The organism is Nostoc sp. UHCC 0251, assembly GCF_034932245.1.
Taxonomy (GTDB): domain Bacteria; phylum Cyanobacteriota; class Cyanobacteriia; order Cyanobacteriales; family Nostocaceae; genus Nostoc.
The window spans coordinates 2,444-28,676 of sequence record NZ_JAYGHD010000309.1 but is presented as its reverse complement, the minus strand read 5'-3'; the positions used below and the strand labels follow the sequence as shown (position 1 = coordinate 28,676).

24 protein-coding genes are annotated in these 26,233 nt (G+C 41.2%); 8 read left to right on the top strand and 16 right to left on the bottom strand.

What is annotated here, in order from left to right; translation table 11 throughout:
- Position 1: 1 nt before the first annotated feature.
- The 8 genes from VB740_RS24295 to VB740_RS24260 all read right to left on the bottom strand — a co-directional run bounded on the left by VB740_RS24295 (position 2) and on the right by VB740_RS24260 (position 3,594).
- The gene (locus VB740_RS24295; protein WP_323202440.1) at positions 2 to 589 is read right to left on the bottom strand and encodes a LemA family protein; all 588 of its coding nucleotides are present in this window, start codon (positions 587 to 589) and stop codon (positions 2 to 4) included.
- Positions 590 to 809: 220 nt separating this feature from the next.
- Entirely contained in the window at positions 810 to 1,061 is a 252-nt protein-coding gene (locus tag VB740_RS24290) for a hypothetical protein (RefSeq protein ID WP_323202439.1), read from the bottom strand.
- A gap of 111 nt (positions 1,062 to 1,172) precedes the next feature.
- Positions 1,173 to 1,496: a type II toxin-antitoxin system RelE/ParE family toxin gene (locus VB740_RS24285; protein ID WP_323202448.1), complete on the bottom strand. Its 324-nt coding sequence runs from the start codon at positions 1,494 to 1,496 to the stop codon at positions 1,173 to 1,175.
- Between the two features lie 5 nt (positions 1,497 to 1,501).
- Positions 1,502 to 1,765: a type II toxin-antitoxin system ParD family antitoxin gene (locus VB740_RS24280; RefSeq protein ID WP_323202438.1), complete on the bottom strand. Its 264-nt coding sequence runs from the start codon at positions 1,763 to 1,765 to the stop codon at positions 1,502 to 1,504.
- Positions 1,766 to 2,049: 284 nt separating this feature from the next.
- Positions 2,050 to 2,463, bottom strand: coding sequence for a type II toxin-antitoxin system VapC family toxin (locus tag VB740_RS24275; RefSeq protein WP_323202437.1), 414 nt, complete (start codon positions 2,461 to 2,463; stop codon positions 2,050 to 2,052).
- Complete coding sequence (locus VB740_RS24270) at positions 2,450 to 2,710, bottom strand: DUF2281 domain-containing protein (RefSeq protein WP_323202436.1); 261 nt, start codon at positions 2,708 to 2,710, stop codon at positions 2,450 to 2,452. Before VB740_RS24270 ends, VB740_RS24275 begins: the two co-directional genes overlap by 14 nt.
- 126 nt (positions 2,711 to 2,836) lie before the next feature.
- On the bottom strand, positions 2,837 to 3,238 hold the full coding sequence (locus VB740_RS24265; protein ID WP_323202435.1) for a type II toxin-antitoxin system VapC family toxin: 402 nt from the start codon (positions 3,236 to 3,238) through the stop codon (positions 2,837 to 2,839).
- Positions 3,235 to 3,594, bottom strand: coding sequence for a CopG family transcriptional regulator (locus tag VB740_RS24260; RefSeq protein ID WP_323202434.1), 360 nt, complete (start codon positions 3,592 to 3,594; stop codon positions 3,235 to 3,237). Before VB740_RS24260 ends, VB740_RS24265 begins: the two co-directional genes overlap by 4 nt.
- A gap of 37 nt (positions 3,595 to 3,631) precedes the next feature.
- Here VB740_RS24260 and VB740_RS24255 point away from each other — a divergent pair, with 37 nt between their 5' ends.
- On the top strand, positions 3,632 to 3,886 hold the full coding sequence (locus VB740_RS24255) for a DUF4926 domain-containing protein (protein WP_323202433.1): 255 nt from the start codon (positions 3,632 to 3,634) through the stop codon (positions 3,884 to 3,886).
- A 56-nt stretch (positions 3,887 to 3,942) separates the two neighbouring features.
- Here VB740_RS24255 and VB740_RS24250 read toward each other — a convergent pair whose 3' ends face one another.
- From VB740_RS24250 to VB740_RS24240, 3 genes are all read right to left on the bottom strand, one after another.
- Complete coding sequence (locus VB740_RS24250) at positions 3,943 to 4,827, bottom strand: hypothetical protein (RefSeq protein ID WP_323202432.1); 885 nt, start codon at positions 4,825 to 4,827, stop codon at positions 3,943 to 3,945.
- A 407-nt stretch (positions 4,828 to 5,234) separates the two neighbouring features.
- Positions 5,235 to 5,810, bottom strand: a complete 576-nt coding sequence (locus tag VB740_RS24245; RefSeq protein WP_323202431.1) for a hypothetical protein — start codon at positions 5,808 to 5,810, stop codon at positions 5,235 to 5,237.
- A 106-nt stretch (positions 5,811 to 5,916) separates the two neighbouring features.
- Positions 5,917 to 8,130, bottom strand: a complete 2,214-nt coding sequence (locus VB740_RS24240) for a phosphoketolase (protein WP_323202430.1) — start codon at positions 8,128 to 8,130, stop codon at positions 5,917 to 5,919.
- 187 nt (positions 8,131 to 8,317) lie between these two features.
- Here VB740_RS24240 and VB740_RS24235 point away from each other — a divergent pair, with 187 nt between their 5' ends.
- From VB740_RS24235 to VB740_RS24215, 5 genes are all read left to right on the top strand, one after another.
- On the top strand, positions 8,318 to 9,700 hold the full coding sequence (locus VB740_RS24235; RefSeq protein ID WP_323202429.1) for a cytochrome P450: 1,383 nt from the start codon (positions 8,318 to 8,320) through the stop codon (positions 9,698 to 9,700).
- A 616-nt stretch (positions 9,701 to 10,316) separates the two neighbouring features.
- Positions 10,317 to 11,075, top strand: a complete 759-nt coding sequence (locus VB740_RS24230; protein WP_323202428.1) for a DUF2993 domain-containing protein — start codon at positions 10,317 to 10,319, stop codon at positions 11,073 to 11,075.
- A 104-nt stretch (positions 11,076 to 11,179) separates the two neighbouring features.
- Positions 11,180 to 12,874: a beta-carotene ketolase CrtO gene (gene crtO, locus VB740_RS24225; RefSeq protein ID WP_323202427.1), complete on the top strand. Its 1,695-nt coding sequence runs from the start codon at positions 11,180 to 11,182 to the stop codon at positions 12,872 to 12,874.
- A 454-nt stretch (positions 12,875 to 13,328) separates the two neighbouring features.
- Positions 13,329 to 14,075, top strand: coding sequence for a tetratricopeptide repeat protein (locus VB740_RS24220; protein WP_323202426.1), 747 nt, complete (start codon positions 13,329 to 13,331; stop codon positions 14,073 to 14,075).
- Between the two features lie 166 nt (positions 14,076 to 14,241).
- Positions 14,242 to 15,126, top strand: coding sequence for an NAD(P)-dependent oxidoreductase (locus VB740_RS24215; protein WP_323202425.1), 885 nt, complete (start codon positions 14,242 to 14,244; stop codon positions 15,124 to 15,126).
- 14 nt (positions 15,127 to 15,140) lie between these two features.
- On the opposite strand, the gene gcvP is transcribed toward VB740_RS24215, so the two are convergent.
- The 3 genes from gcvP to gcvT form a co-directional block, all read right to left on the bottom strand.
- A complete protein-coding gene (gene gcvP / locus VB740_RS24210) occupies positions 15,141 to 18,095 on the bottom strand; it encodes an aminomethyl-transferring glycine dehydrogenase (RefSeq protein ID WP_323202424.1) in 2,955 nt (984 codons plus the stop codon).
- A 295-nt stretch (positions 18,096 to 18,390) separates the two neighbouring features.
- Entirely contained in the window at positions 18,391 to 18,780 is a 390-nt protein-coding gene (gene gcvH, locus VB740_RS24205; RefSeq protein WP_190890731.1) for a glycine cleavage system protein GcvH, read from the bottom strand.
- 125 nt (positions 18,781 to 18,905) lie between these two features.
- Positions 18,906 to 20,042: a glycine cleavage system aminomethyltransferase GcvT gene (gene gcvT, locus VB740_RS24200; protein ID WP_323202423.1), complete on the bottom strand. Its 1,137-nt coding sequence runs from the start codon at positions 20,040 to 20,042 to the stop codon at positions 18,906 to 18,908.
- A 343-nt stretch (positions 20,043 to 20,385) separates the two neighbouring features.
- Between gcvT and VB740_RS24195 the strand changes: the two genes are divergently transcribed.
- Positions 20,386 to 20,883, top strand: a complete 498-nt coding sequence (locus tag VB740_RS24195; protein WP_323202422.1) for a pentapeptide repeat-containing protein — start codon at positions 20,386 to 20,388, stop codon at positions 20,881 to 20,883.
- A 93-nt stretch (positions 20,884 to 20,976) separates the two neighbouring features.
- Here the strand turns inward: VB740_RS24195 and VB740_RS24190 are convergent, their stop codons facing one another.
- Both VB740_RS24190 and VB740_RS24185 read right to left on the bottom strand, forming a co-directional pair.
- Positions 20,977 to 22,869 carry a tetratricopeptide repeat protein gene (locus VB740_RS24190; RefSeq protein ID WP_323202421.1) on the bottom strand — a complete coding sequence of 631 codons (1,893 nt, stop codon included), beginning with the start codon at positions 22,867 to 22,869 and terminating at the stop codon, positions 20,977 to 20,979.
- Between the two features lie 334 nt (positions 22,870 to 23,203).
- A complete protein-coding gene (locus VB740_RS24185; RefSeq protein WP_323202420.1) occupies positions 23,204 to 25,594 on the bottom strand; it encodes a tetratricopeptide repeat protein in 2,391 nt (796 codons plus the stop codon).
- 135 nt (positions 25,595 to 25,729) lie between these two features.
- Here VB740_RS24185 and VB740_RS24180 point away from each other — a divergent pair, with 135 nt between their 5' ends.
- A complete protein-coding gene (locus VB740_RS24180) occupies positions 25,730 to 25,978 on the top strand; it encodes a hypothetical protein (RefSeq protein ID WP_323202419.1) in 249 nt (82 codons plus the stop codon).
- The last annotated feature ends 255 nt before the right edge of the window (positions 25,979 to 26,233 follow it).

Sequence of the window (26,233 nt, the reverse complement as noted above, 5' to 3'; positions counted from 1 at the left end):
CCTAAAAAGACACGCGTGGAGCATTTCTCATTTCTGGAGTAGCTTCGGCAAGCAATTCTGCAACAGTAAAGTTAAAAGTATTTGCCACAAGGTTGCTGGGGAAAGATTCGCTCTTGGTGTTGTAAAGTGTCACCGCGTCATTAAAAGCCTGACGTGCAAAAGCAATCCGGTTTTCAGTGGAAGATAATTCTTCCATTACCTGAGTCATGGTGCGATCGGCTTTCAATTCTGGATAAGATTCTGAAAGTACCATCAACCGACTTAACGCACCTGTCAGCGCTCCTTCAGCATTACCTAATTGTTGCATCGCTTGAGGATCGCCGGGATTTTGTGCTGCACTACTGCTAGCATTAATTGCAGAATTCCTGGCAGCAATCACTGCTTCTAGAGTTTCTCGCTCATGTTTCATGTACCCTTTGGCAGTTTCCACCAAGTTGGGAATTAAGTCATAGCGGCGCTGTAATTGAACATCGATTTGAGAGTAAGCATTTTTGTACCGATTGCGATACTTGACTAAATCGTTGTAGCTATTAATGATAATTAGAGCAACAATGGCAACTAAAGCAACAGAAAATATTAAAAGCCCCATATTTTTAGATTATTTCCATTAGCTACTTACTTTATATCCAGCAAAATTTCTGTGGATATAAAGATGAGTCTACTTGTAGCAAGTTGGCTTCGTCGTCTGTAAAATTAATTACGCAGATTTACTGATAATGCACAAGATCCCCGACTTCTTAAAGAAGTCGGGGATCTAAGCCTTGCACTTTTCACCAATCAGATAGAATTGCTATATGTCATCAGATAAGTTACCCATGAATATGAAGAAATAGGGAATAACCACTGACAGCAAAAATAAAAAGGATTGCGGCAGGAAAAATTATTACATCCCTGACAATAAATAAAATCCAATCTTTTCTTAGTTCTTGTTTAAATTTAAGTTCTCTCAGCTTTCGCTCAAGTTCTACGTCTTCTTGTGACTGCAAATTTTCAGGTGAGGTAATTAGCGCATTGTCGTCTTTGCTGACAACTATTTTGGATAAATCTGTTATGTCTGTCATGCTATTTAGATACCAATAATTTTAAGGACTAATTATCAGCTAAGTTACTGCCAAATTCCTCAATTCAGTTGTAAATTTCTCTCTTAAAAAACTGATTAGTTGCAAAATAAGTTATAGTTCTAAGTCTTCATCAAATATTGATTCAAGGTCTCTCGCAGCATGAATGACTCGTAGAATATCAATTGCTGATTCAGTGATGCGGTAAAAAATAAGATATTTTTGAAATCCTTTGATAGATATTTGTCGAATTTCTGCTAGATTCGGATGGACAAATTGACTTGATTTTCCAATAGCCGGGGTTTTTGCTAATTGTTTAAATGTTGTTTCATCTGCTGTTAAAAAGCGGTCTGAAACATCTAATTTATCTTGTGCTATGTATGTTGCTAAGTCTATTAAGTCCCGGATAACTTGAGGTCTTTTTTTTATTTCAAACATCACAGCTAAATTGCATCTTGATGTTTGTTCATTCTTTCTCGGATTGTTTGACGGATATCTTCCCAATCTTGAACAGTCATTTCTGTTGCATTCCCAGAGTTTAATCCCTCCAGAAGCATTGTTTCTAGACGTTCTTTAGCTCTCTGTTTTTGGTCTTGTCGCACTAATTCACGAAAATATTCGCTGACACTGCTGTAACCACCTTGAGCTACCTGTTCTTCTATATAAGTTCGCATGGTGTCAGGTAAGGAAATATTTATACTTTTCACAAGTTTTAGTTTTTGAATCTGTTTTTCTACATTATGGCAGTTTTTGCCATTTTATGGCATTAAGCCTTTCTATAACGCTCAGAAAGCCGATAAACTAAAGATAAGAAGGTAGGAGAGGCGGATTGAAACTGCCTAATTATGAACTGGCAGTTGTGCCACAGCGAAAAATCACTTGTCACATTAGATGGAGAAACTGTGGCAATTGTTTCACTTCACAGCATACAAGTACGTCCAATCGGTAGAAGATGAATTGCGCGATCGCGCCTGATAAATTTATAATTACTTTAAAATAGGAGATTTTCAAAAGGATAACTTTGCTTCCAACGATAGGTATTAAAGTCACGCTGATCTACTGAAAAGATGCGTCCAGACCCTAAATATTCTGCTAAAATTACTAGGGAAGCATCAGCCAAATCCATTGGAAGATCAGCATATTTTTTCATTAATTCAATAATTCGAGCAGTATGATGCAGCTCTAAATTAAAAATCGTAAATAATTCTTCTTGCAGACTATTTATAAAAATAATTTCAGCGTCAATTCCCTTGCGAGTTAGCAAAAGATAACAGGTTTCTGTTACAACACACCATGTTGTAATTAAAGGTTCATTATATTGTTTTAAAGCTTGTTTTGCTCTTTCGTGGTGAGTGTCTTTTTTATCAAGAAGAGCTAACCAAAATCCTGTATCAACGATGATCATATTTATTATCTAATGTATTAGATAATACTTCTTTATAGGTTGTTGATAAATTTTCGTCAACAGAACAGCAACCAATTAATCCAATTGCATCAAACTTATCATAGAGACTTTTTTCTTGACTATGATTTTCTGATTCTGATTGAGGATACCGCTTTTTGAGTAACTGAATAAAATCAAGTAGTAATATTTGAGCTTCTTCTGGTAAAGTATCAATATCTCTATATATTTCTTCAAATTTTATAAGCATAATTAACTTCTAAGATTGAGGAAAATAGTCTGACTTTATTATAGACTGCTTTTCAAGCGATCGCGGCTGATAAGCTAATCTATAATGGCATACAGCCAAATAATCAGGACTAACTAATGTTAAGTTTTAAAGCAGAGTCCAGTTTTCCAGTTTTAATCCGTTGATACGTTCGTAATGGCGAGTATTGTTTGTTACTAAAGTATAATTTTCTGCAAGTGCAACACTAGCAATTAGTAAATCAAATTCAGCAATTATTTGTCCTATTTTACGAAGTTCTGCCTTTAATTCACCATACTTTTTGAGAGCAGGAACGGTTAAAGGTACGACGGGTAATTTTTGAATAAAGTCTTCTGCATTACCTAAGTTTTCTGAAACTCGATTAGAATTGTATGCACCATAATACAATTCAGCAGCAGTGATGACACAAATACATACTTCATCCCATCCGACTGCTAATAATTTATCTCTGACTGGCTGGCGACCCTTAAGCCAATAAATACATGTATCAGTGTCGAGTAAATAATTCACAAGCTATAGTTACGATCGCTTACAGTACGACTTGAATATATTTCATCAACAATTTCTTCTGCGGTGCGTGTGTCTTCCCAGCTTCCAAAGGTTTCTAAAAAAGCTTCTGATGTATGGGGTTTTGGCTGCTGTTCAGATGAGAGGATGATTTCATTCACTATCAATTGATTTGCTTCTGGGACTCCTAATTTTTTGGTTTCCTCTTTAGCTATAACCATGATTTGCATCAAGGTTATAGCCTGACGCAGAACATCACTTTTACTTGTGCCTATTTTATTTGCTAGTTCGTCTAATATCTGATTTAGTTCAGGTGACAAATCTAAGTTTAAGCGAACCATATTTTGAATGTTAGTCATGGTTCCATCCTTGTGTAAAATTTTAAATATATTATAGTTGACTGAAGCTATAAAATTTACAGCCATGATGATTCATGAACTTGATAAGGTTATTCTGACTAGTGATATACCAGAATTTAGTTTAGAAGAGGGTGATATAGGTACAGTTGTTTTAGTACATCAGGGTGGCAAAGGATATGAAGTTGAATTTGTCACATTGGATGGAGAAACTGTGGCAATTGTTTCACTTTATAGCATACAAGTACGTCCAATCGGTAGAAGAGAAATTGCGCGATCGCAGCTGATAATCTAACTTTATAATGGCATACAGTCAAATAAAGTTTTAGTTTTTAGAATATATGCAAATGTTTATACAAAAACTTTTAGTGGATGATTCATCTGTGTTATTTGATCGGGTAAATGCTCATGCTTTAGCTTCTGCATCTCTTCTTTAAGGGTTTTCTGAACAATCTTGACGATTAAAGCTTCCAAGTCTGCTACTGTCAGACTACTTAGAAGCTGATCTGATGTAGCTTGAAAGTTTTGCATAGAAAATATTTCTGCATCCTGCTGTATTGGTGCGACTGATGATTTTTTCTCTAGTTCAGAGTAATTTAATGATTCACTTGTAATCATATCTTCAGTTATTAGGGGATTTTTTGTATTCCAATTTGATACAATTTGAAAGTAACCTGTGGCATCTTCTAAACAATACTCAAACATATTTAATAAAATATCTATCCAACCACTTTTTCGTAAAAATACTTTTCTGGGATTCTGACGAAAATAACTACCGTCAATCTTTTTATTTACTTTAATTTCAAGATGTTTAAACAAACCATTTAACCCTTTGTAGCCATACTTTTGGGAATAATCTCTAAAATCAAATAACTTGATTTCATTAACGTTTGACTCTATGGATAGAGCTTTTGATCTATTTTTCAACGTTATCAGATCACTATCTTTTATCTCAAAGCCGATAAAAATTTTATTTTTTAACCTAGAAATATCTTGCATAATTTCTTTAACAAGTTGTTCTTCCTCCATTTCAAATTCTAAAAACTTAACTTTTATATATTGCTGCTTACTTGTTCTGAGAAGACGAGTAATGGTATAACCATATATTCTTTGTAGTGCTTTTCCCTCTACATAATGCGGCCAAAATTCTAAGTCAATAAAAACTAAATCATAGATAGAACCATTAGAAAATTTATTGATAAATTGCCCATCAATCTTGACTTCTATCTTATACATAAAGGACTTTGGAGATTATTTTGTATATTTCTAAATATACAGAATAATAATTACAACGAAACCCGCATATACACGCATGAAAACGCTAATTTTTCCGCGTTCATCTGCGTGCATATCCGGTTAAAATTCAAACTATTTTACCTACAAAACCAAGCTTTAATGCACTAACCCGATCGCACTTTTCCTCAAGTCTCCACATTCCCCACGCTTCCAGATAAAAATATTACCCTTCGTCCTAGCTACAAAAATCAAGTTTTGCGACTCGTAAACTAAGTTTCTGACTCGTAAATTAACTTTTGCGACTCCTAAACGTCATCAACTCGACAGCGCTGGCTATAGTTGCAATATAATTGTAGGTTGGGTTGAGGAACGAAACCTAACATTGATCTAAACTTCTCCTTTCAAATTTATGAAATAATCGAACTTTTCCATTGCACTTTGTTCCCTGCCATCTTCCACAGCCTTTGAACTTCTTTTTCTAAGCCTTGTGAACCATAATCGTCCCATGCATCTGTAAATTTAGCCATTCCTGGTGAATGTCCAGGTGCGCCATCAAAAATAATTTTATTGTATTTATCAAGAGTAAAGACAACTTCAAACCAATTCTTGTAAACTGGCCAAACCAAATCAGAGCATTCCAAGAAAAAAGCCTCTTCATCGTCTACGACTCTCTTCCAACCAATCTGAACTCCATAAGACCTATTTTTAGGTGAATCTAGAGTCATTCCAACAATTAGACAATCTTCTATACAACCTGACTTTTCTATTTCATCAGCAATATCTTGTGGAAAATTATAAATGGGCTTAACTTCAACAAAAATACAAGAATCAAACTTTAGTAAAAAGTCGGGAATCCATCCATCAAAGTCACAAGGCTCATACTCCCATCTCCATTCTAGAAGATCAAAGAAAGCAGCCCATCTTGCTTCTAATCTAGAACGGAACTGAACATCATTATATTTGGTTGGTATAGGTTTAATCATAGCTTTTTAGATCAAATTACACAGGTTCTAATTTATAAAACATAAAATTTTGCTTTATCAAATAATCCCCACCCAAGTAAAAACCTAGATGGGGTATTATGTTATCTTAATGCACTAACGCGATCGCACGTTTCGTTAACGCTTCAGCAGTCAATCCATTAAACGCCATCAACTCACCAGCACTGGCTGTAGTTTCGCCACGTTTCCATGCAAAAGTGTCGCGCTTGGCTGTACTCCGCAACAAAATTGGTTCTAGCATCCCCGCAGCACCACCTGTCACCGCAATTAACGCATCACCATCAAATAATTCGGCAAATGCTGCATCATCTAAGAAACCGCCTTCGGGTTCAGAACAGGTATCCCACGCAGTATCATCACTACGGTACAATTGCCGAGGATTGATAACAGAAACTATCTTCGCACCAATACCTTCAGTTTCCAAAAAAGCAGCAGCTTCAAATACTGGCATTAATGTCATATCACCAATTACAGCAAATACAACTTGTTTATCACCAGCAACTTCATGTAATAGCACCGCACCATCGCGTAACCCTTGACGAGTTTGTTCTAAAGTTGTGCGAATTGGCAATGGCGATTTACTCGCTGTAATCACAATTCCCTTATTCTTAGTTTTCAATGCCCAGTCATAACAGGCTTGAATACTATTAGCATCAGGCGGAAATAATGGGAAAACATTTCCATTTCGCATCAACGAAGCAAAGTAAGCTTCAATTTCTGGACGTTGGTGAGTCCAACCGTTGCGCCCTTGCTCTAATGCGCCTGCTGTGAATAAAGTAATAGTCGAGGGAGTTTGACGGCGCAATTCTGCCATTGCTTGGGTTACAGTCTGCCAAATTGGTAATCCATTGATGGCAAAAGATTCGTAGGAACACCACAAAGTTCTCGCACCCATTAACGCTAAACCGGCAGCTAAACCGGCACAAGCATCTTCACTCAATGGTTCATAAACTTGTCCATTTGGCGCTTGGTTATATAAGTCGTCGGTTGTCGGGTGGATAATCTTTAATGCTTGGTTGATGTTGGCAATTCCTGATGCTTCGTTACCATCGGCGTTGGTGACGAGGAAATTCTGATCTTTTTTTCCAACTATTCCTACCAATCGTCCCATCGCGGTTGTGGAAACTTTGGGTTCACCTCCAACTGCATATTCTTCTAAAGGTAATTCGCCTAATTCTGGCAATGGTAATTCAAATTCTGTCACCACAGTTTTCGCTGCTGGGCCACCGCCGGCGCGTTCTGCATTTGTTCTAACTAATTGCCAAGCCTCCGCAGACAAAGCACGGGTTTGCAATGCACTGACAATATGCGGTGCATCTAGCGTATCTTTAGGATAAAGGTTGTGAGATTTTGAACCCCGCGCGTGAACTCCTGCACCTTTGAGTTGTTTAATAATGAAGACGGTAAGTTTACCGCCGAGTGCAGAACGCGCTGCTTTATCTACACCCGAAAGTACTGCTTGAGTAAATGCTAGGCGCTTCTCAAAGGAAAAGGCGGTACTATCAACGTAATCCCCTGGTTGATTTTGATCGTCGAAATCCTTGGCATCAACTAACACGACTTCATCAAAACCGTTCCCTTGCCAATATGCTTGCATCTGTTCGTTGGTTTTCAGGGAAACCATGCTGTGATGTTCTTGGCTGTAACCGTTCCAAACCAACACCGGTAAGAAGTTAGTGGCAGCAGGATAAGCTGTATGGAAGTGGGCGATCGCACTTACAATATAAGGCTCACCCAATCCACCATCACCAACTGTAAAGGGGAACAACTTATCTTTGTGCAACAGTGCAGCCGCCATTGCAAAGTGTTGCCCTTGTCCCAAAGGTCCCGCAGGTGCGAGAATACCGGGAATGAAACCAGAAAGGTGTCCTAAAAGTCCGTGCTTTTCTCGAAAGCGATCGCGCAATTGTTGGACTGTAAAAATTTCCATGTCCTCTAGGGAACGATCCAAGAACATGGCACTATAAAATCCGGGGGCGTGGTGTCCGACTTCGGTAATAATGTTCTTGTATCCCAGCATGACAAGAGATGCGTAAGCTTCTGCTTGGCTGGCGAATCCGCCGGGATGCCCAGAAGCTTTGCTAGCGGTAACTTGTAAAGTTAGATAGCGTAGGGCATCGGCAGCAAGTAAAGTTTGATATACAGCTGCTTTGTCTGTGGGAGATGCGATCGCTACTTTGCCCGACTCTATAGCAGGTGTTGCACCATAAGTTTCAAAATCTGGTAAAGCTTCACCAAAATATTGAATCCCTTCCGAAAAATTGGGAAGCGCTGAAGATGCCTTTGCGGAGATTGCAGTCATGCTGAGTACCTTGTGACGATGAGATGAAACTGTAGATGCTCGTTGAATTTAACAAAAATTTTACATCTTCGAGGTTGTAACAGTTTATTGCTTTTTTGCAACGTTAGAATAAGTACTTTAAATGGTTACGCAATCGAAATTTCAGTTCGTTTAAGTAGCAAAAAAATATTAAGTAGCAAAAAAAATTATGAAATTACCAAATGGGCCACAAATCCCAGCTTTTTTACAGATGGCGCGCTGGATTGTTAATCCGATGTCATTTATGGAGGATTGTGCCAAAAGCTATGGCGAGATTTTTACTCTCAGATTAGATAAAAATCTTCCTCCTATGGTGATTGTCAGCAACCCCCAAGCGCAACAGCAGATTTTGACAACTGATACCAAGGAATTAGAAGCCCCTGGCGATCTGAATAAGGTGTTTGAACCTTTGCTGGGCAAGCGTTCTGTGATTAGCATTAGCGGCGCAGAACACCAGCGTCAACGCCAGTTGTTAATGCCTCCCTTTCACGGCGAAAGAATGCGAAACTATAGTCAGGTGATTACCGATGTCACCAAGCAAGTCATTAGCCAATACCAGATAGGTAAACCCTTTAATATTCGGTCTGCAACCCAAGCTATTACCTTGCGGGTGATTATGCAAGCTGTATTTGGGCTATATGAAGGGCCTCGCGCCGAAAAACTACAGAACTTTTTGGGCGATCTTTTAGAAAAAGCTAGTTCCCGGTTAAGTGTGGCTTTGCTGTATTTCCCCGCTTTGCAAAGGGATTTTGGCCCGATTAACTTCTGGGGAAAACAGATACGCCTTCAGCAAGAAGCTGACGAACTCATCTACGAGGAAATTCGGGAACGTCGAGAACAATCAGATTCATCACGTACGGATATTCTTAGCTTACTCATGGCTGCTAGAGATGAAGCAGGTCAACCCATGACTGATGAAGAGTTGCGCGATGAATTGATGACTCTGTTAGTCGCTGGCCACGAAACTACAGCGACAGCCTTAGCCTGGGCATTCTACTGGATTCACAAAATACCATCAGTGCGCCAAAAGCTACTCCAAGAATTAGATAGCTTGGGCAATAACCCAGACCCCGGCACTGTTTTCAAATTACCTTATCTCAACGCTGTTTGTTCCGAGACATTGCGGATTTACCCAGTAGGTATACTAACTTTTCCCAGAAAAGTAAGAACATCAATATCGCTGGGCGGTTACGAACTAGAACCGGGTACAGTCTTAATTGGTTCGATTTATTTGACCCACCACAGGGAAGATATTTACCCAGAACCTAAGCAGTTTAAGCCAGAACGCTTTTTAGAACGGCAATTTTCTGCCTATGAATATTTGCCCTTTGGCGGTGGTGCAAGGCGTTGTATTGGTCTAGCATTTGCCCAGTTGGAAATGAAGCTAGCACTTGCCGAAATCCTTTCCAGCCAAGAATTAGAACTAGTTGTTAATGGTGAAGTGCGACCTAAACGCCGTGGTTTGGTGACAGGGCCAGATCGCCCCATTGAGATGGTTGTCACGAGTCAACGTCGGGTGAAGTCTCCCGTTCTCCAGACAACTACTGTTTGATGCTGAGGGGTTTTATGGTTGCGTTCAGTTAATTAGATAAACCTCATCTAAGTTGAGAACCGTAGTTTTTGCCCTCACCCTAAATCCCTCTCCCATCTCTGGGAGAGGGACTTTGAAATTCTGGCTCCCCGAATCTCAAATCTGGGGGATAGGTTGGGGGATGAGGGCAAATCCTTTTCAAAACCGAAGAACTACAGGTTTCAAGATAGACGCGGTTTAGATCACAAAGATTCGATAATTTATCATGAAGACGCGATTTATCGCGTCTTTTGCCTTAACCGAACCGTATTGCCTAGAGCAGGTATAGGAATCCGGTTTGATTTATGAAAACATACGTAGGGTGTGTTTAGCGACAGCGTAACGCACCAAACCCTCTATAATGGTGCGTTACGAACTCCGTTCTAACACACCCTACAATTCCTAATTTTGTTCAAAAATCAAATATGATTCCTATATAAGCATGGTTGTTAGCAAAAAAGCAAAATTTAAAAAACAAACAATACTTTCTAGTTGATTACTCAATCCTCCAAGTTGTATATACCGCAATGTAGAGCCGCTCCTTGGTATCTAGCCTTTACAGTAGATAGTAAGAGGACATTTAGGAGCTTACTAATTCATGCCTGATGAGCATCGGTTGGAGGAAACATTTCTATCTCATGAAGCTGAAAGGAGAATATCCGAAAAGCTAGACGAAGCAGAAAAAATAGAAATAGATGTACAAACCGATCTATTGAAAATAGTCCAGGGACAGGCGGATGGAGTTTCCGTTGCAGGGCAAGGATTGGTTATCCAAGAAGGTATTCGCGTACAGGAAATAAAACTGCAAACAGATAGTATTGCCATCAATCCCTTCAACGCTATTTTTGGTCAAATAGAATTTAATGAGCCAGTAAATGCTATAGCTCGTATTAAAGTTACAGAAGTAGATATTAACCACGCCTTGACTTCAGACTTGATTCGTAGCCAGATGCAAAAATTGAATTTGGATGTAGATGGTGAAATTGTGAGTTTTGAGCCGCAAAAAATTGAAATATTTTTACCTGGTGATGGCAAAATAGAATGTAGGGGAAAAGTGCTGTTAAAGGAAAGGGAAAATACTCGCCCTTTCACTTACACTGCGCTCTTACGCCCACGGACTAATTCACAACCCGCGATGCTGGAGAGTTTTAATTGCACTGAGGGAGAGGGTGTTTCCATAGAATTAGCTACAGCATTAATGCAGAAAGCCAAAGAACTGATGAATACACCATATTTTAAATGGGAAGATATAACATTTTCTATTAAAGATATAAAAGTAGAAATCGGTAGTTTGATACTTCTGCTAGAAACTCAAGTGAAACAAATACCATCATCGCTAACTGTACTATCTCCTTAGTAGTATTGGCACTAGCTAAAGATAATTTTTGCTACTGAAGGATGATGTAAAAGTAGTAAAATGTTTCTAATATTTAGAAAGCTACTTATTTCTAAATTCCAACTATGCAAGAGTATGATGTTGTGCTAATCGGTGCTGGACACAATGGGTTAGTTTGTGCAGCATATTTGCTGAAAGCTGGTTATAGCGTCCTGTTACTAGAAAAGCGTTCTGTTCCAGGTGGTGCAGCAACAACTGAAGAATGTTTACCCCAAGAAGCTCCTGGATTTAAATTTAACTTATGTGCTATTGACCATGAATTTATTCACTTGGGGCCAGTTGTTGAAGAATTAGAACTAGAAAAATACGGCTTGCATTATCTGGAATGTGATCCAGTTGTTTTCTGTCCTCATCCTGATGGTAAGTATTTTTTAGGACATAAGTCACTGGAAAAGACTTGTGCAGAAATCGCCCGTTATAATGAGCGTGATGCCAAAAAATACGCAGAATTTGTAGATTATTGGCAGCGAGCGATCGGTGCAATGATTCCGATGTTTAATGCACCGCCAAAGTCAATTATAGATATTGTTGGCAACTACGATATCAAAAAATTCAAAGATTTATTTTCAGTTATTGGTTCGCCAAACAAAACGCTGGACTTTATTCGCACCATGTTAACCAGCGCTGAAGATTTACTCAACGAGTGGTTTGATGAGGAATTTCTGAAAGCGCCACTAGCCAGACTAGCATCAGAACTTGGTGCGCCACCATCGCAAAAAACCCTTGCCATTGGTGCAATTATGATGGCAATGCGTCACAATCCTGGAATGGCAAGACCGCGCGGCGGAACTGGCGCACTTGTGCAAGCTTTGGTGAATTTAGTCACAAGTAAAGGTGGCGTTATTCTCACAGACCAGCATGTTGAAAAAGTTTTAATTGATGATGGAAAAGCCGTTGGTGTCCGAGTGGCTGGCGGGAAAGAATATCGTGCTAAATACGGGGTTATTTCTAATATCGATGCCAAGCGGTTATTTTTACAAATGACTGATAAAAGTGATATCGATGGAGCCGACCCAGATTTATGGGAAAGATTAGAACGCCGCATCGTTAACAATAACGAAACTATCCTCAAGATAGACTTAGCTTTAGACGAACCACTGCGCTTTCCATACCACGCTCACAAAGACGAATATCTCGTTGGTTCTATCTTGATTGCCGATTCCGTGGCTCATGTCGAACAGGCTCATAGTAAATGTACCTTGGGAGAAATTCCTGATGCTGACCCATCGATGTATGTGGTGATGCCTAGCTACTTAGACCCCACATTAGCGCCACCAGGTAAGCACACTGTATGGATTGAGTATTTTGCCCCTTATCAAATTGCCGGTGCAGAAGGTACTGGTTTAAAAGGTACTGGTTGGACAGATGAATTGAAAAACAAAGTTGCAGATAGGGTGATTGATAAGTTGGCAGACTATGCACCAAATGTCAAAAATGCGACTATCGCCCGTCGTGTAGAAAGTCCAGCAGAACTAGGAGAAAGATTAGGTGCATACAAAGGGAATTATTACCATGTTGATATGACCTTAGATCAGATGATATTTTTCCGTCCCTTACCAGAAATAGCCAATTACAAAACGCCAATTGATAATCTATTTCTGACTGGTGCAGGAACTCATCCAGGTGGTTCCATTTCGGGAATGCCGGGACGCAATTGTGCCCGCGCATTTTTGCAGGCAAAACATCCCATTAGCCAAACTTTGAAGGATGCACGGGATTCGATTAAATCAACTGTCGAGTCGGTGTTTGGGATTAGTTAGTTTTTATGTAAAGAGGAAAGAGGCAAAGGCGCGAAGTAAGGCTTTGCCTCTTTGTGTTTTTACATCAGTTTCTTTGTCACATCACACCCAACGTGCGGTTGAAAGTTGTGTTTGACTGGGCTAAACATGGTTGCGGATAGCGACAAAGCACGTTGTTACTATTGCTGAAAACATGAAGCAAATAACAGCATATTTGAGTTAAAAACTAGTACAATCGCAACATATACAGCAACACAAATAATTGTTTTTTGAATGAAATAGGCTGTAAGCAATTGCTTTATGTGTATTTAATATGATAATGTATCGTACACTTGAATTTAAGAAGCTTCCATACATCCTCAAGCAAATTATTTCTCAAAATATAAGGAAATTAATGGGTAAAAAGTAGTGTATTTTGATAATGTTCAAAAATGAACAACTTTTAACATCATTTTATAAGTTTTGTAGGTACAGCATGGTTTTTCGGTACTGCTTTGTTGCATCTGGTTTGATAGCTTTCTTGGCATTTGGCTGTAGTGGTGAGACAAACTCATCAAAGGAAAATACTACACAAGTTGTACAAGAAAATAATGTAACCCAGCTTTTCATAGAAGAAGCAAAGGCTAGCCAGAAAGCAGAAGATTTCTTTGATCAAGGTAATAATTTATTAGATGGACAACGTTACGAAGATGCAATAAAAGCATACGACAAAGCGATCGCCATCAAAACTGAGAGTCCTGAAGCTTGGATTAACCGTGGCATCAGCTTAAAATCATTGCAACGCCACAAAGATGCTCTCGCATCCTATGATACTGCGATCGCTATCCAACCCAATAAATATGAAGCCTGGTATAATCGTGGTATAGCTTTAACATCGTTGCAACGCTACAAAGACGCGATCGCATCTTACGACAAAGCGATCGCTATCCAACCAAAGAAATACGAAGCCTTAATTAACCGAGGCATTGCTCTGACAAAGCTGCACCGCTATAAAGATTCTATTGCATCTTATGATAGAGCGATCGCCATCAAGAAAGATTTGCACCAAGCATATTACAACAAAGCTTGTTCTTATGCTTTACAAAGCAATCTAAAATTAGCGATTGAGAACCTAGACAAAGCAATCAAGCTTGTTCCTGATAAATACAAGAAATTAGCAAAAACTGACCCAGACTTTAGCAAAGTGCGTAGTGAAAAGCAGTTTCGGGAATTGCTGCAATAGTCTGTTGTAACCACCGCTCAGTGTAGAATATAAGCCAATACAGTTCAGATAAGACCAAAACCCTTGTAGAGACGGCGATTTATCGCGTCTATAAAATTAACCCAAGCGTATTAGAATATAAGCCTGCTGTAGAAAGGTATTTTTCTTGAGCGGTTTACGATTAGACATGAAAAAATTGTTAATCACCGGGGCAAGCGGTTTTTTAGGATGGCATCTTTGCCAGCTTGCCAAACCAGAATGGGATATTTATGGCACTTATTTATCCCATCCTTTAGAGATTCCTGGCATAAAAATTTTAAAAGCGAACTTAACAAATTTTCAGGAATTGAAGCGCATCTTTAATGATGTCAAACCAGAAGCAGTTATTCATACTGCTGCACATTCGCAACCGAATTTTTGTCAAACCAACCCCAAAGAATCACACGCAATTAATGTTATTGCATCCTGCAATATTGCCGCACTTTGCGCGGATAACTCCATTCCTTGTGCTTTTACTTCAACCGACTTAGTTTTTGATGGCTTAAATGCCCCATATCAAGAAACAGATGCCGTGTGCCCCGTCAATCTTTACGGTGAGCAAAAATCCATAGCAGAAGCAGATATGCTTGAAAGGTATCCCATGACCGCAGTGTGTCGAATGCCGTTGATGTTTGGTGCAGCAACACCCACAGCTAAAAGCTTTATTCAGCCATTTATTGAGACTTTACAAGCCGAAGAAGAACTAAGTTTATTTATAGATGAATTTCGCACCCCAGTAAGTGGAACAACTGCCGCCAAAGGACTTTTATTAGCATTAGAAAAAGTTAACGGCATCATCCATTTAGGTGGAAAAGAGCGAATTTCGCGTTATGATTTTGGTCGCTTATTAGTTGAAGTATTTCAACTCCCCGCCACTGGGCTTAAATCTTGCCGACAACAAGATGTGAAAATGGCAGCACCTAGACCAGCAGATGTTTCCTTAGATAGTTCCAAAGCTTTTGCATTAGGGTATCAGCCTTTATCTGTACGAAAAGAACTGGAAGAGTTAGGAATTTTAATTCCTAACTCTTAACTCCTTACTTCAGCTTAATAGGCATCCATTGGCAGACAAGAGCAAACAAAATTCCTGTCGCCAAAGGCTGCATCAATGCGTCCAACTGCCGGCCAGAATTTATGTTCACGAGTCCAAGGCACAGGATAAGCAGCTTGTTCACGAGAATAAGTATGATTCCATTCTCCAGTAATCAGACTTTCGGCAGTATGGGGTGCGTTTTTCAAAACATTATCTTGGGTATCCACCTTGCCAACTTCTATTTCGGCAATTTCTTGGCGAATAGCAATCAACGCATCGCAGAAACGATCTAACTCTTGCTTAGATTCACTTTCTGTAGGTTCCACCATGATTGTACCCCCTACAGGCCAGGAGACAGTCGGTGCATGGAAACCATAATCTATCAGACGCTTGGCGACATCATCGATTTCGATCGCAGCTGATTTTTTTAGCGATCGCAAATCTAAAATACATTCATGGGCAACTAGACCATTTTTCCCCTGATACAAAACCGGATAATACGATTCCAGTTTCTTAGCAATGTAATTAGCATTGAGAATCGCCACCTTAGTTGCTTCGGTTAAACCGTCTGCACCCATCATGGCAATGTACATCCAAGAAATTACCAAGATACTTGCACTACCCCAAGGTGCAGCCGCCACAGCACCAATATGTGAGTGCTGAGTGCTGAGTGCTGAGTGCTGAGTTGAGTTGTTGATAGTTACAACAGGATGTCCGGGCAAAAATGGCACGAGATGAGAGGCTACCCCAATGGGCCCCATACCAGGGCCACCGCCACCATGAGGAATACAGAAGGTTTTGTGCAAGTTTAAATGGCAGACATCCGCGCCAATATCTCCAGGACGGCAAATCCCCACTTGGGCGTTCATATTTGCCCCATCCATGTAAACTTGTCCACCATGACTATGGACAACAGCGCAGATTTCCTGAATTGGTTCCTCAAAGACACCGTGAGTTGAGGGATATGTCACCATTAAAGCGGCTAGTTCATGGCTGTGTTTTTCTGCCTTAGCCTTCAAGTCATCAACATCAATATTACCTTGTGAGTCACAGGCAACTGCCACTACCTTCATCCCGCACATCACCGCACTCGCAGGATTTGTCCCGTGTGCTGAGGTGGGAATCAAACAGACATTGCGGTGTGTTTCACCCCGATTTTCGTGATACTGACGAATTACTAAAAGTCCGGCATACTCTCCCTGAGAACCAGCATTTGGTTGCAGAGAAATTCCCGCAAACCCGGTAATTTCAGCTAACCATGCCTCAAGTTGCTCAAACAGGATTTGATAACCTTGCGTTTGCGACGCCGGGGCAAATGGATGAATCTTGCCAAATTCTTCCCAACTTACCGGAATCATCTCAGCAGTTGCATTCAACTTCATTGTGCAAGAACCCAAAGGAATCATCGATGTTGTTAGCGACAAGTCCTTGCTTTCCAGCTTGTGCAGATAACGCAACAACTCCGTTTCTGAGTGATAGCGGTTAAAAACTGGGTGGGTGAGATATGTACTTGTACGGGCAAGGGTTGAGTTTTCTAGAGGTAATTTGCGCCGTGCTGCAATTAAGTCTCCAATTTCTGTAAAGCTGAAAAATGGACTATCAGACGCTGCAAAAATTTCCCAAAGCTTTATCAAATCATCTACTGTAGTTGTTTCATCTACAGAGATACCAACGGCAGTGTCATCAAAAATCCGCAGGTTAATATTCCGTGCTTGACAAGCTTCGAGAATTACCACTAGGCTGCGTGTTCCCAATTCCACCCGCAGTGTATCAAAAAAATCTTCAGAACTAATTTTGTAACCCAGATGCTTTAGTCCTGCTGCCAACATTAAAGTTAGCTGGTGGATATTCTCTGCAATTTGCTTCAGTCCAGTTGGGCCATGATAGACGGCGTACATACTCGCCATTACCGCTAGCAGTACCTGTGCTGTACAAATATTACTAGTAGCTTTTTCGCGGCGGATGTGCTGTTCGCGGGTTTGCAACGCAAGACGCAATGCAGGCTTACCTTGAGCATCTTTTGAGACTCCCACAATTCGCCCTGGAACCAGCCGCTTATACTCTTCCTTCGTAGCAAAGTATGCCGCGTGAGGTCCTCCAAACCCCAACGGAATGCCAAAGCGCTGGGTACTTCCCACTGCAATATCAGCACCAAATTCCCCAGGAGGGGTAAGCAAAGTTAAACTTAAAGGATCTGCTGCTACCGTCACCAATGCACCCTTAGCATGGGCTTTTTCTATAAAAGCGCGGTAGTCGTAAATAGTGCCATCACTTGCGGGGTATTGCAGAACAGCGCCAAAAATTGGTTGATCAAAATCAAATGTTTGATGATCGCCGACAATGATCTTAATCCCTAATGGTTTAGCACGTGTTTGTAACACGTTGATAGTTTGGGGATGGCAGTCATGAGAGACGAAATAGGCATTTGCTTGATTTTTACAAACCCCATAGCTTAGGCTCATCGCTTCAGCGGCGGCTGTGGCTTCATCAAGTAACGAAGCATTGGCGATTTCCAAACCTGTGAGGTCGATAATCAGGGTTTGAAAATTCAGCAGCGCTTCCAATCGCCCTTGGGCAATTTCTGGTTGATAAGGAGTGTAGGCAGTATACCAACCGGGGTTTTCTAGGATATTGCGCCCAATCACAGGTGGGGTAATAGTGTCGTAATATCCCATACCGATGTATGAGCGAAAAACCTGATTTTTGGCAGCAATTTTTTTTAATGATGTCAGTGCTGCATACTCACTTTCGGCTTCTGGTAACTTTAGCGGTTGCTTCAGCCGAATTGTCTGTGGAACTGTTTGGTCAATTAAGGCATCCAGGCTGGGAAATCCCAAAACCTTAAGCATTTGCTGGATATCGTCGGAGTTAGGGCCAATGTGTCTTGGCGCAAAACTACTTAACTTTTGACTTTTTTCGTCCAGCACTTGCTGCTCATTAGACTTGAGAATAGGGGCGTTCAATACCACAAATTACTCTCCAGATGGTACTATTTCATATTTTGCAATAAATACTCATGAGAAGTAAGTGTAACTTTTCAGTTCATTTAAATTTCATGAATTATCTTCGGTTGGAATGGGAGATAGGAGAGATGGCAATACCGTTCAGTTAAGGAACTTTTTGGTTGAGGCAGGCAGAGAAAAGAGGCAGGGGAGCAGGGGAGCAGGGGAGCAGGGGAGCAGGGGAGAGTTATTGTACAAGTTCTTTCTCCTCTGCCCCTCTGCCCCTCCGCCCCTCTGCCCCTCTGCCCCCTGCCCCCACTCCCTACTCTCCTTCTACTTGCGCCCGATACTCATCTGCTGTCAACGCATCCTCAACTTCGCCAGGGTCATTGACGCGCACTTTCAAAAACCACCCTTCGCCGTAGGGGTCTTCTGATACTTCTTCGGGAGAATTAATTAAGGCTTCATTGCGTTCTATAACTGTGCCTGTTACTGGTGAATTTAGTTCTTCAACGGCTTTCACTGATTCAATTGTGCCAAAGTTTTCTCCCCTGGTAAGAGCATCGCCAATTTCTGGTAGTTCCAAAAAGACGATATCGCCCAATTCATTTACGGCAAACTCAGTAATGCCAATGGTGGCAATTTCGCCATCTAGTCGCACGTATTCATGAGAATCCAAGTATCTGAAATCTTGAGGGTATTCAAAAGACATATCACTTCCTCTCCCTTATCAAAAAAATTATTGCCCCAACAGTCATCCAAGCCATATCTGGTAATGAACCTTACTGTAGATTGAGTAACTCACAACACATTATTCCTCAAAAACCTCGACGCTTATCAGTTGGCGACACGATTTTTTGACCGATAAAAGGGACGTTTAACTACAACTGCTCGATAAGCTTTGCCGCGAATTTCGACTTCTAGCTGTTGACCGACGGTTGCTAGTTGGGTAGGAACGTAGCCTAAGGCAATGGGATAACCAAGTGTAGGCGACAGAGTGCCACTAGTTACTTCTCCAACAACTTTACCTGCGGATAACACTTGATACCCGTGACGAGCAATGTTACGTCCTTGAGTTTGTAAACCCACCAATCGGCGCTGAACTCCAGCGGCTTTTTGCTGTGCTAAAACTTCCCGACCAATAAAATCGCCTTTAGTATCTAAGTGAACTAGCCACCCCAAACCTGCTTCTAAGGGTGTGGTGGTGTCATCAATATCTTGTCCGTAAAGTGCCATCGCCGCTTCTAGCCGCAGAGTGTCTCTGGCACCAAGCCCACAGGGGATGACACCAGCATTATGGAGACTTCGCCATAATTCTACCCCCACATCTGGGTTTACCATCACCTCAAAGCCATCTTCTCCGGTGTAACCTGTGCGGGCCAGAAAAGCAGGTTTACCTAGTAGCGTTGCTTCTAAATGTCCGAAGGCTTTGATTGGTTGTAAATCTTCTTGCACTAAGGGTTGGAGATATTTAATCGCTTTTGGCCCTTGCACGGCAATTAAGACTTTATCTGGTGAAAGGTCTTGGAATTGCACTTTATCCAGGTCAAGGTGTTGCAATAGCCATGCTTTGTCTTTACCAGAGGTTGACGCATTAACTATGATGAATGCCCTCTGTATACCAGTGGTATCTTCACCTTGGTAATAGATAATGATGTCGTCAATAATTCCGGCTTGGGGATTTAACAATACGGTGTATTGTGCTTGACCGGGTTGCAAACGGCTCAAGTCTGAAGGCACTAGAGGCTGGAGTTGGGAAATGAGATTTTTACCTTGGAGGGTAAATTTGCCCATGTGGGAAATATCGAACATTCCGGCTGTATTCCTTACAGCGTCGTGTTCGCGGCTAATGCCACTAAATTGCACAGGCATTTCCCAGCCGCCAAAGCTGGTAAAGCGTGCTTTGAGTTCTACACCCAATTGATATAAGGGAGTTCGCGCCAGAGATTGGGCGTTGTCTTCTTGATTAGCCACAGGTTATTTTGCGTAGATGCGGAGCAACTTGCCGTTAGGCATCGCACCTCAACATCTATAATCCTACGAGATGCTTTCTGGTTTGACAGTCTTGTGTATTGAATTTGGGAATGGGGGATTGGGCATGGGGCATTAGGCATTGGGCATTGGGCATTGGGCATTGGGCATGGTTATTCTCCTTGTCCCCTTGTCCCCCTGTCCCCCTGTCCCCTTTCCCCCTGCCTCCCCTGCCTCCCCTGCTCCCTACTCCCTACTCCCTACTCCCTACTCCCCACTCCCTTGTCCCCTTCCATAAGCTTTAATAGTTAATAGTGCAATTGTTGAGATTTATTAAGAAGACATTATGAAATATTGGCGAATAATAGCTAGCTTTGTTTTAGCTATGGTTCTTTTTTTGTTTCCCCTATCGGCGCAAGCTGCAAGTTCTTCCAGTATTACCCGTTCTGTAGGTAATGATGAACTCAAGGGTAAGGATTACTCTGGTCAAAGTTTAGTTGGTACTGAGTTTACCAATCTCAAATTAGAGAATGCTAATTTTAGCAATGCTGACTTACGTGGTGTCGTATTTAACGGTAGTCTCCTGGAAGGAGTAAATCTGCATGGTGTTGATTTTAGTGAAGGCATAGCCTATCTAACAAAATTTAAAGATGCTGATTTAAGCGATGCTGTGTTGACTGATGCAATGATGCTGCGTTCTATTTTTGATGATGTAAATGTCAAAGATGCTGATTTTACAAATGCAATTTTAGATGGGACGCAAGTGAAAAAACTTTGTGTTAATGCAAGTGGTGTTAATTCTAAAACTGGTGTAGATACTCGCCAGTCTTTAGGATGTAAGTAAAATATATCCCCTTCTTCGCTAGTGAAGAGGGGGATATTCTTTTAACTAATTATGAATTATGAATTATAAATTATGAATTAGACCCAGCGATCGCTAGTGGTATGCTTCTCTTAAAAAACTTGCATAATTTGCCCGAATTGTCATAGTAGTAGGATGACTTACACCTAAAGTCCGTTCACAAATTTTCAAAGCTTTCTCAAATAAGGGTTTGGCTTTTCTGTAGCGCCTTGTATGACGGTAGAGTGCTGCTAGATTATTCAGGCTAATGGCAACATCAGGATGATTGTCTCCTAGCAAGCGTTTACTCAGTTCTAAACCTTGCTGATACAAGGGTTCAGCTTTGCTGTAGCGTCCTGTAGATTCGTAAAGTTGTGCTAAATTGTTCAGGCTAGTAGCAACATCGGGATGTTCTTCTCCCAGCAGGCGTTTTCTCAGTTTTAAAGCTTGCTCAAGTAAGGGTTCGGCTTCGCTGTAGCGCCCTGTATAACAGTACAATGCTGCTAAATTGTTCAGATTAGTGGCGACATGAGGATGTTCTTCTCCCACTAGGCGTTTCCACAATTCTAAAGCTTGCTGATATAAAAGTTCAGCTTCGTTATAGCGTCCTGTAGATTCGTAGATTAATCCTAAATAGCTCATGCTAGTAGCGACATCAGTATGTTCTTCTCCTAGCAGACATTTTTTAAGTTCTAAAGCTTTCTCAAGCAAGGGTTCAGCCTCGCTGTAGCGTCCTGTCGATTCGTAGAGTAATGCTAAATTGTTTAGGCTCGTCGCGACATCAAGATGGTTATCTCCCAGCAGGTGTTTTCTGAGTTCTAAAGTTTGCTGATACAACGGTTCAGCTTCGCTGTAACGTCCTATGGATTTGTAAAGTCCTGCTAAATTGCTCAAACTAGCAGCGACATCGATATGTTTTAAACCAAGACGGTTTTGAATCAGTTCTACACACTGTTGCAACCAAGATTCTGCTTGCTGATAAAGTCCTTGACCCTGATAAAACCAGGCTAATTTGGTAAACAGAGTAATTAGATTTTCATCGTCCACATACTGGGATAGGTGGGTTGCAACTTCTGTAATGTGTGGGATATGTGGAGTGAGGTTGAGAATATCTTCAGGGTTAGGCTGTTGCGGAATTAACTTTGCTACCTCTAACATCATCGCCGCAAATTTAGTTTTTGCTTCATCCGCCTCATTTGACTTATCCAACTTGATTTGGATAAGTTGTCGAATTAGTGGATTTAGACGATAAATTCCTTTACTTTCCCGTTGTAACAAATGCAATTCCAGCAAATCTGCTATGGCTTTCTCCCAAAGTTCTTGTTTTTTGTCATCTTCTATCGTTTCAACAGATAAGGCAATGTCAGCTAAAGCAGACAAACTTAGCAAACAGCCAAAGCTTTGGGCATTTTCATCCAACTGTTCCCAACTTAATTCAAAAGCTTCAGCTACACCGTATTCATAAGCCATCAATGAGTTAGCATTGACTACCGCTTTATGTTCCAATCGCTTTTTCTCTAGCCGCTTCAGTAGTGTTTCCAGAGACAAATCTGGCATTTTATCCAGATATCGTGCTACTAACTCTAACGCTAAAGGCAAATATCCCAAAGATTTACAAATTCTTCTCGCAACCCAAGGTTCTTGTTGCAGCCGTTCCCGAACCACCAGCGTTTTTAATAATTTCATCGCCGCCAATGGTTTGAGGACATCCAATTCGCTATTATATTTCGCCCTCAAGTAAGCTTGTAAGTTTTCTAGTTTGTCCCGACTGCTGGAAATCGCTAACTCAGGATAGTTCTGGGCGAACTTGTTATATATCTCACCCATCAACGTTCTGAAAGTAGCAATATCAACGTTTAATTCGCTGGCAAGCTGGGCTTCAGTTTTACTTAATTTTTCATTATTAAAATACTTTATAAAAGCTGCCGTTTGCTTTAGAGATAAGCTATGAGTAGCAGCTTCTTTGGCTAGAAAATTAGCCCATTGCATAACAGTTTATGAGGTTTATTTTAAATTCTACTTTGTCTGCATTTGGAAGTCTCCTCTCTTTGGGGTAGAAATACCATTTGCATACAAAAATTAAAATGCAGTGGCTTATTGTTAGACATGAGCCACTTGAGCTTTTGAAAGTGAATGTTGAGCTTCTGAGCCTCAAGTTTTAAGTTTGGAACTCAAAACAGCTACGCGATTGCAGTATTATTGACTTTCCTATTTGGTGTGTGGAAGGCGATGCCTATGGCGGGCTACGCCTACGCTGCTAAAATTTGAACTACAACTGTTGTGTAGCATTAGTTTGGTGTGATTTTTTGAAAGGGTGCGATCGCTAGGGATATGCTTCTCTTAAAAATATTGCATAATTTCCCCGAACCCTCATTGTATCGGGATGACCTACACCTAAAGTCTGCTCACGAATTGCCAAAGCTTGCTGATACAGGGGTTCAGCTTCGCTGTAGCGTCCTGTGGATTTGTAGAGTGATGCCAGATTGTTCAGGCTATCGGCGACATCAGGATGGTTGTCTCCCAGTAAACGTTTTCTTAGTTCTAAGGCTTGCAGATGCAGGGGTTCAGCTTCGCTGTAGCGTCCTGTAGATTCGTAGAGTACTGCAAGATTGCTCAGGCTATCGGCGAGATTGGGATGATTGTCTCCCAGTAAACGTTTCCACAGTTCCAAAGCTTGCAGATGCAGGGGTTCGGCTTCGCTGTAGCGTTCTATAGATTCGTAGAGTACTGCAAGATTGTTCAGGCTAGTGGCGACATCGGGATGATTGTCTCCCAGTAAGCGTTTTCTCATTTCCAAAGCTTGCTGACACAGGGATTCCGCTTCGCGGTAGCGTCCTGTAGCACGGTAGAGTACTGCAAGACAGTTCAGGCTATAGGCGACATGGGGATGATTGTCTCCCAGTAAGCGTTTTCTCAATTTAAAAGCTTGCTGATACAGGGGTTCAGCTTCGCTGTAGCGTCCTGTAACATGGTAAAGTAATGCGAGATTGTTCAGGCTACTGGCGACATTGGGATCATTGTCTCCCAGTAAGCGTTTCAACAGTTCCAAAGCTTGCAGATGCAGGGGTTCAGCTTCGCTGTAGTGTCCTGTAGAACGGTAGAGTTCTGCGAGATTGTTCAAGCTAGCGGCAACATTGAGATGTTCTAAACCAAGACGATTTTTAGCTACCTCTACACATAACTTGTACCAAGGTTCTGCTTGCTGATAAAGTCCTTGACCTTGATAAAACCTGCCTAAGTATGTAAACGGTTCGATTAAATCCTCGTTGCTGAGATATTGGGATAGGTGGGTTGCAACTTCTGCAAGGTGGGGGATAAAAGGAGTGAAGTTGAAAATATCTTCACGGTTAGGCTGCTGAGGAATTTGCTTTGCCACCTCTATCATCTGTGCTGCAAAGTTTATTTTCGCCTTATCCGCGTCACTTAACTTATCCAACTTCATTTGGAAAAATTGCCGAATCAGTGGATGTAGACGATAAATTCTTTTACTTTGTCGTTGTAGCAAATGCAGTTTCCGCAACTGGGCTATAGCTTTCTCCCAGAATTCTTGTTCATCGTCATCTTCTATCGCCTTAACAGGAAAAGGAATATCAGCCAAAGCATGCAAACTCAGCCAACAGCCTAAGCGTTGTGCATTTTCATCCAACTGTTCCCAACTCAATGCAAAAGCTTCAGCAACACCATATTCATAACGCATCAATGGGTTAGCTTTGGCGATTGCTTCGTGTTCCAGTCGCTTTTTCTCTAGCCGCTCCAGCAGTTTATCCAGAGACAAATCTGGCATTGTATCCAGATATCGCCCTACTAACTCTAACGCCAAAGGCAAATATCCCAAGAATTTACAAATTTCTCTCGCAACCCAAGGTTCGCTTTTCAGTCGTTCTCTATCAACCAGCAATTTTAATAATTTCAGCGCCGCCAATGGCTTGAGAACACCCAAAGGTAATTGTGGCAAAGTTCTATCAAATCCCAGGCGCGTTGTCAGCAATACTTTAAACCGGGGTGATTCTGGGGGTAGATAAGGCTGAACCTGTATTTTGTAGTCGGTGACATCATCAAACACCAGCAGCACTTCACCTTGTTGCCAATTTTGCCAGCAGTATCTCAGCCTATCTGCTAATTCCCAATCGTCCGGTGCAATGAGTTTAAATTTCAATTCCGCAAATCTGAGAATCTGAATTCCGACATCTATTCCCTGTGCTGATAACCAGCAAACCCCACCTTGATAATTCTGCAAATGCTGTTTGGCGTATTGGGTAGCCAGTTCAGTTTTGCCTACTCCACCCATACCCGCCACAGCTACAATTGCAACTTGCCCAGATGCTTGTAATTGCTGGTGCAGTTTTTGTAGTTCCGCCTCTCGTCCCACAAATTTTTCAAATGGAACAGCAGGGGGAATATTTTGATGAATTTCTTTAATTGTGGGGTGGGCATCTTGCCCGCCATTATATTTTTTTGTCAGGCAAGCCAGTAACTTTTGTAGTTTGCCCCGACCTTTAGAGGTAGCTAACTCAGGATAACTCTTGGCAAATTTTTTATAAACGGCAGTCATCCGCTTTGTGAAAGTATCTTCTTCGATACCTAGTTCGATGGCAAGATTCAATTCAGTCTTCTCTAAGTTTTCAGTCTTCAAACGCTCAACAAAAGCTGCCGTTTGCTCTGGGGATAAGCTATGGGTAGCAGCTTCGTTAGCTAGAAAATCAGCCGATAGCATAGATAGCTTGTGAGATTTCTTCTCGATTCTACTTAATTTCTACTTTTTCTCTACTTTGTCTCCATTTCTAGGGAATCTCCTCTTCTTCTGGCAGAAATACCATTTGCATAGAAACATTTAAAAGAGATTCAAGCCATGAAAACTGCCTTAACAACTCCAGCCAACTCCAATCGAACCACCCAAACTTCGCAATTAATCCCCGCCTCGCCAACATTGGTAGAGAATCCATCTACTTGGATGCGAGATGGATACAGTCCGACTGAAATTATTCTGGCGGCGGCAATTTTAACTTCATTGTCCATTGGGGGAATTGCCTCTGTGATTGTGGCGATTACAGGTTTAGTCAAAACTTTAGTAAGCCCGACAAGCGAAAAAACAAAGTAGGCTTACTAGCAAAGGCAAATTCTTCGCTTCGTTGCTATCCCGCCTCGGAATCAATTCCGAGGCTAACAGCTTAAGTCAGTTTTAACTGACTAAATTTTAGTTAATTTGAGTCAGTTAAAACTGACTTGTGCTGTTAATCTGCGATTTGAATCGCAGGCGGGCTGAAGGTATCGCCCATAACTTGAGCCTTTGAGCCTTTGAACCTGAACGTTGAGCCTTTGAGCCTGAACGTTGAGCCTTTGAACCTGAACGTTG

What these genes read in the sequence shown, in the direction of transcription:
- VB740_RS24290 (WP_323202439.1), bottom strand. Translation starts at nt 1,061, where the DNA reads ATGACAGACATAACAGATTTATCCAAAATAGTTGTCAGCAAAGACGAC.
- VB740_RS24235 (WP_323202429.1), top strand. Translation starts at nt 8,318, where the DNA reads ATGAAATTACCAAATGGGCCACAAATCCCAGCTTTTTTACAGATGGCG.
- VB740_RS24220 (WP_323202426.1), top strand. Translation starts at nt 13,329, where the DNA reads ATGGTTTTTCGGTACTGCTTTGTTGCATCTGGTTTGATAGCTTTCTTG.
- VB740_RS24285 (WP_323202448.1), bottom strand. Translation starts at nt 1,496, where the DNA reads ATGTTTGAAATAAAAAAAAGACCTCAAGTTATCCGGGACTTAATAGAC.
- VB740_RS24195 (WP_323202422.1), top strand. Translation starts at nt 20,386, where the DNA reads ATGAAATATTGGCGAATAATAGCTAGCTTTGTTTTAGCTATGGTTCTT.
- VB740_RS24190 (WP_323202421.1), bottom strand. Translation starts at nt 22,869, where the DNA reads ATGCAATGGGCTAATTTTCTAGCCAAAGAAGCTGCTACTCATAGCTTA.
- VB740_RS24245 (WP_323202431.1), bottom strand. Translation starts at nt 5,810, where the DNA reads ATGATTAAACCTATACCAACCAAATATAATGATGTTCAGTTCCGTTCT.
- VB740_RS24230 (WP_323202428.1), top strand. Translation starts at nt 10,317, where the DNA reads ATGCCTGATGAGCATCGGTTGGAGGAAACATTTCTATCTCATGAAGCT.
- VB740_RS24215 (WP_323202425.1), top strand. Translation starts at nt 14,242, where the DNA reads ATGAAAAAATTGTTAATCACCGGGGCAAGCGGTTTTTTAGGATGGCAT.
- VB740_RS24270 (WP_323202436.1), bottom strand. Translation starts at nt 2,710, where the DNA reads ATGCTTATAAAATTTGAAGAAATATATAGAGATATTGATACTTTACCA.
- VB740_RS24275 (WP_323202437.1), bottom strand. Translation starts at nt 2,463, where the DNA reads ATGATCATCGTTGATACAGGATTTTGGTTAGCTCTTCTTGATAAAAAA.
- gcvH (WP_190890731.1), bottom strand. Translation starts at nt 18,780, where the DNA reads ATGTCTTTTGAATACCCTCAAGATTTCAGATACTTGGATTCTCATGAA.
- VB740_RS24180 (WP_323202419.1), top strand. Translation starts at nt 25,730, where the DNA reads ATGAAAACTGCCTTAACAACTCCAGCCAACTCCAATCGAACCACCCAA.
- VB740_RS24260 (WP_323202434.1), bottom strand. Translation starts at nt 3,594, where the DNA reads ATGACTAACATTCAAAATATGGTTCGCTTAAACTTAGATTTGTCACCT.
- VB740_RS24240 (WP_323202430.1), bottom strand. Translation starts at nt 8,130, where the DNA reads ATGACTGCAATCTCCGCAAAGGCATCTTCAGCGCTTCCCAATTTTTCG.
- VB740_RS24250 (WP_323202432.1), bottom strand. Translation starts at nt 4,827, where the DNA reads ATGTATAAGATAGAAGTCAAGATTGATGGGCAATTTATCAATAAATTT.
- VB740_RS24185 (WP_323202420.1), bottom strand. Translation starts at nt 25,594, where the DNA reads ATGCTATCGGCTGATTTTCTAGCTAACGAAGCTGCTACCCATAGCTTA.
- VB740_RS24295 (WP_323202440.1), bottom strand. Translation starts at nt 589, where the DNA reads ATGGGGCTTTTAATATTTTCTGTTGCTTTAGTTGCCATTGTTGCTCTA.
- crtO (WP_323202427.1), top strand. Translation starts at nt 11,180, where the DNA reads ATGCAAGAGTATGATGTTGTGCTAATCGGTGCTGGACACAATGGGTTA.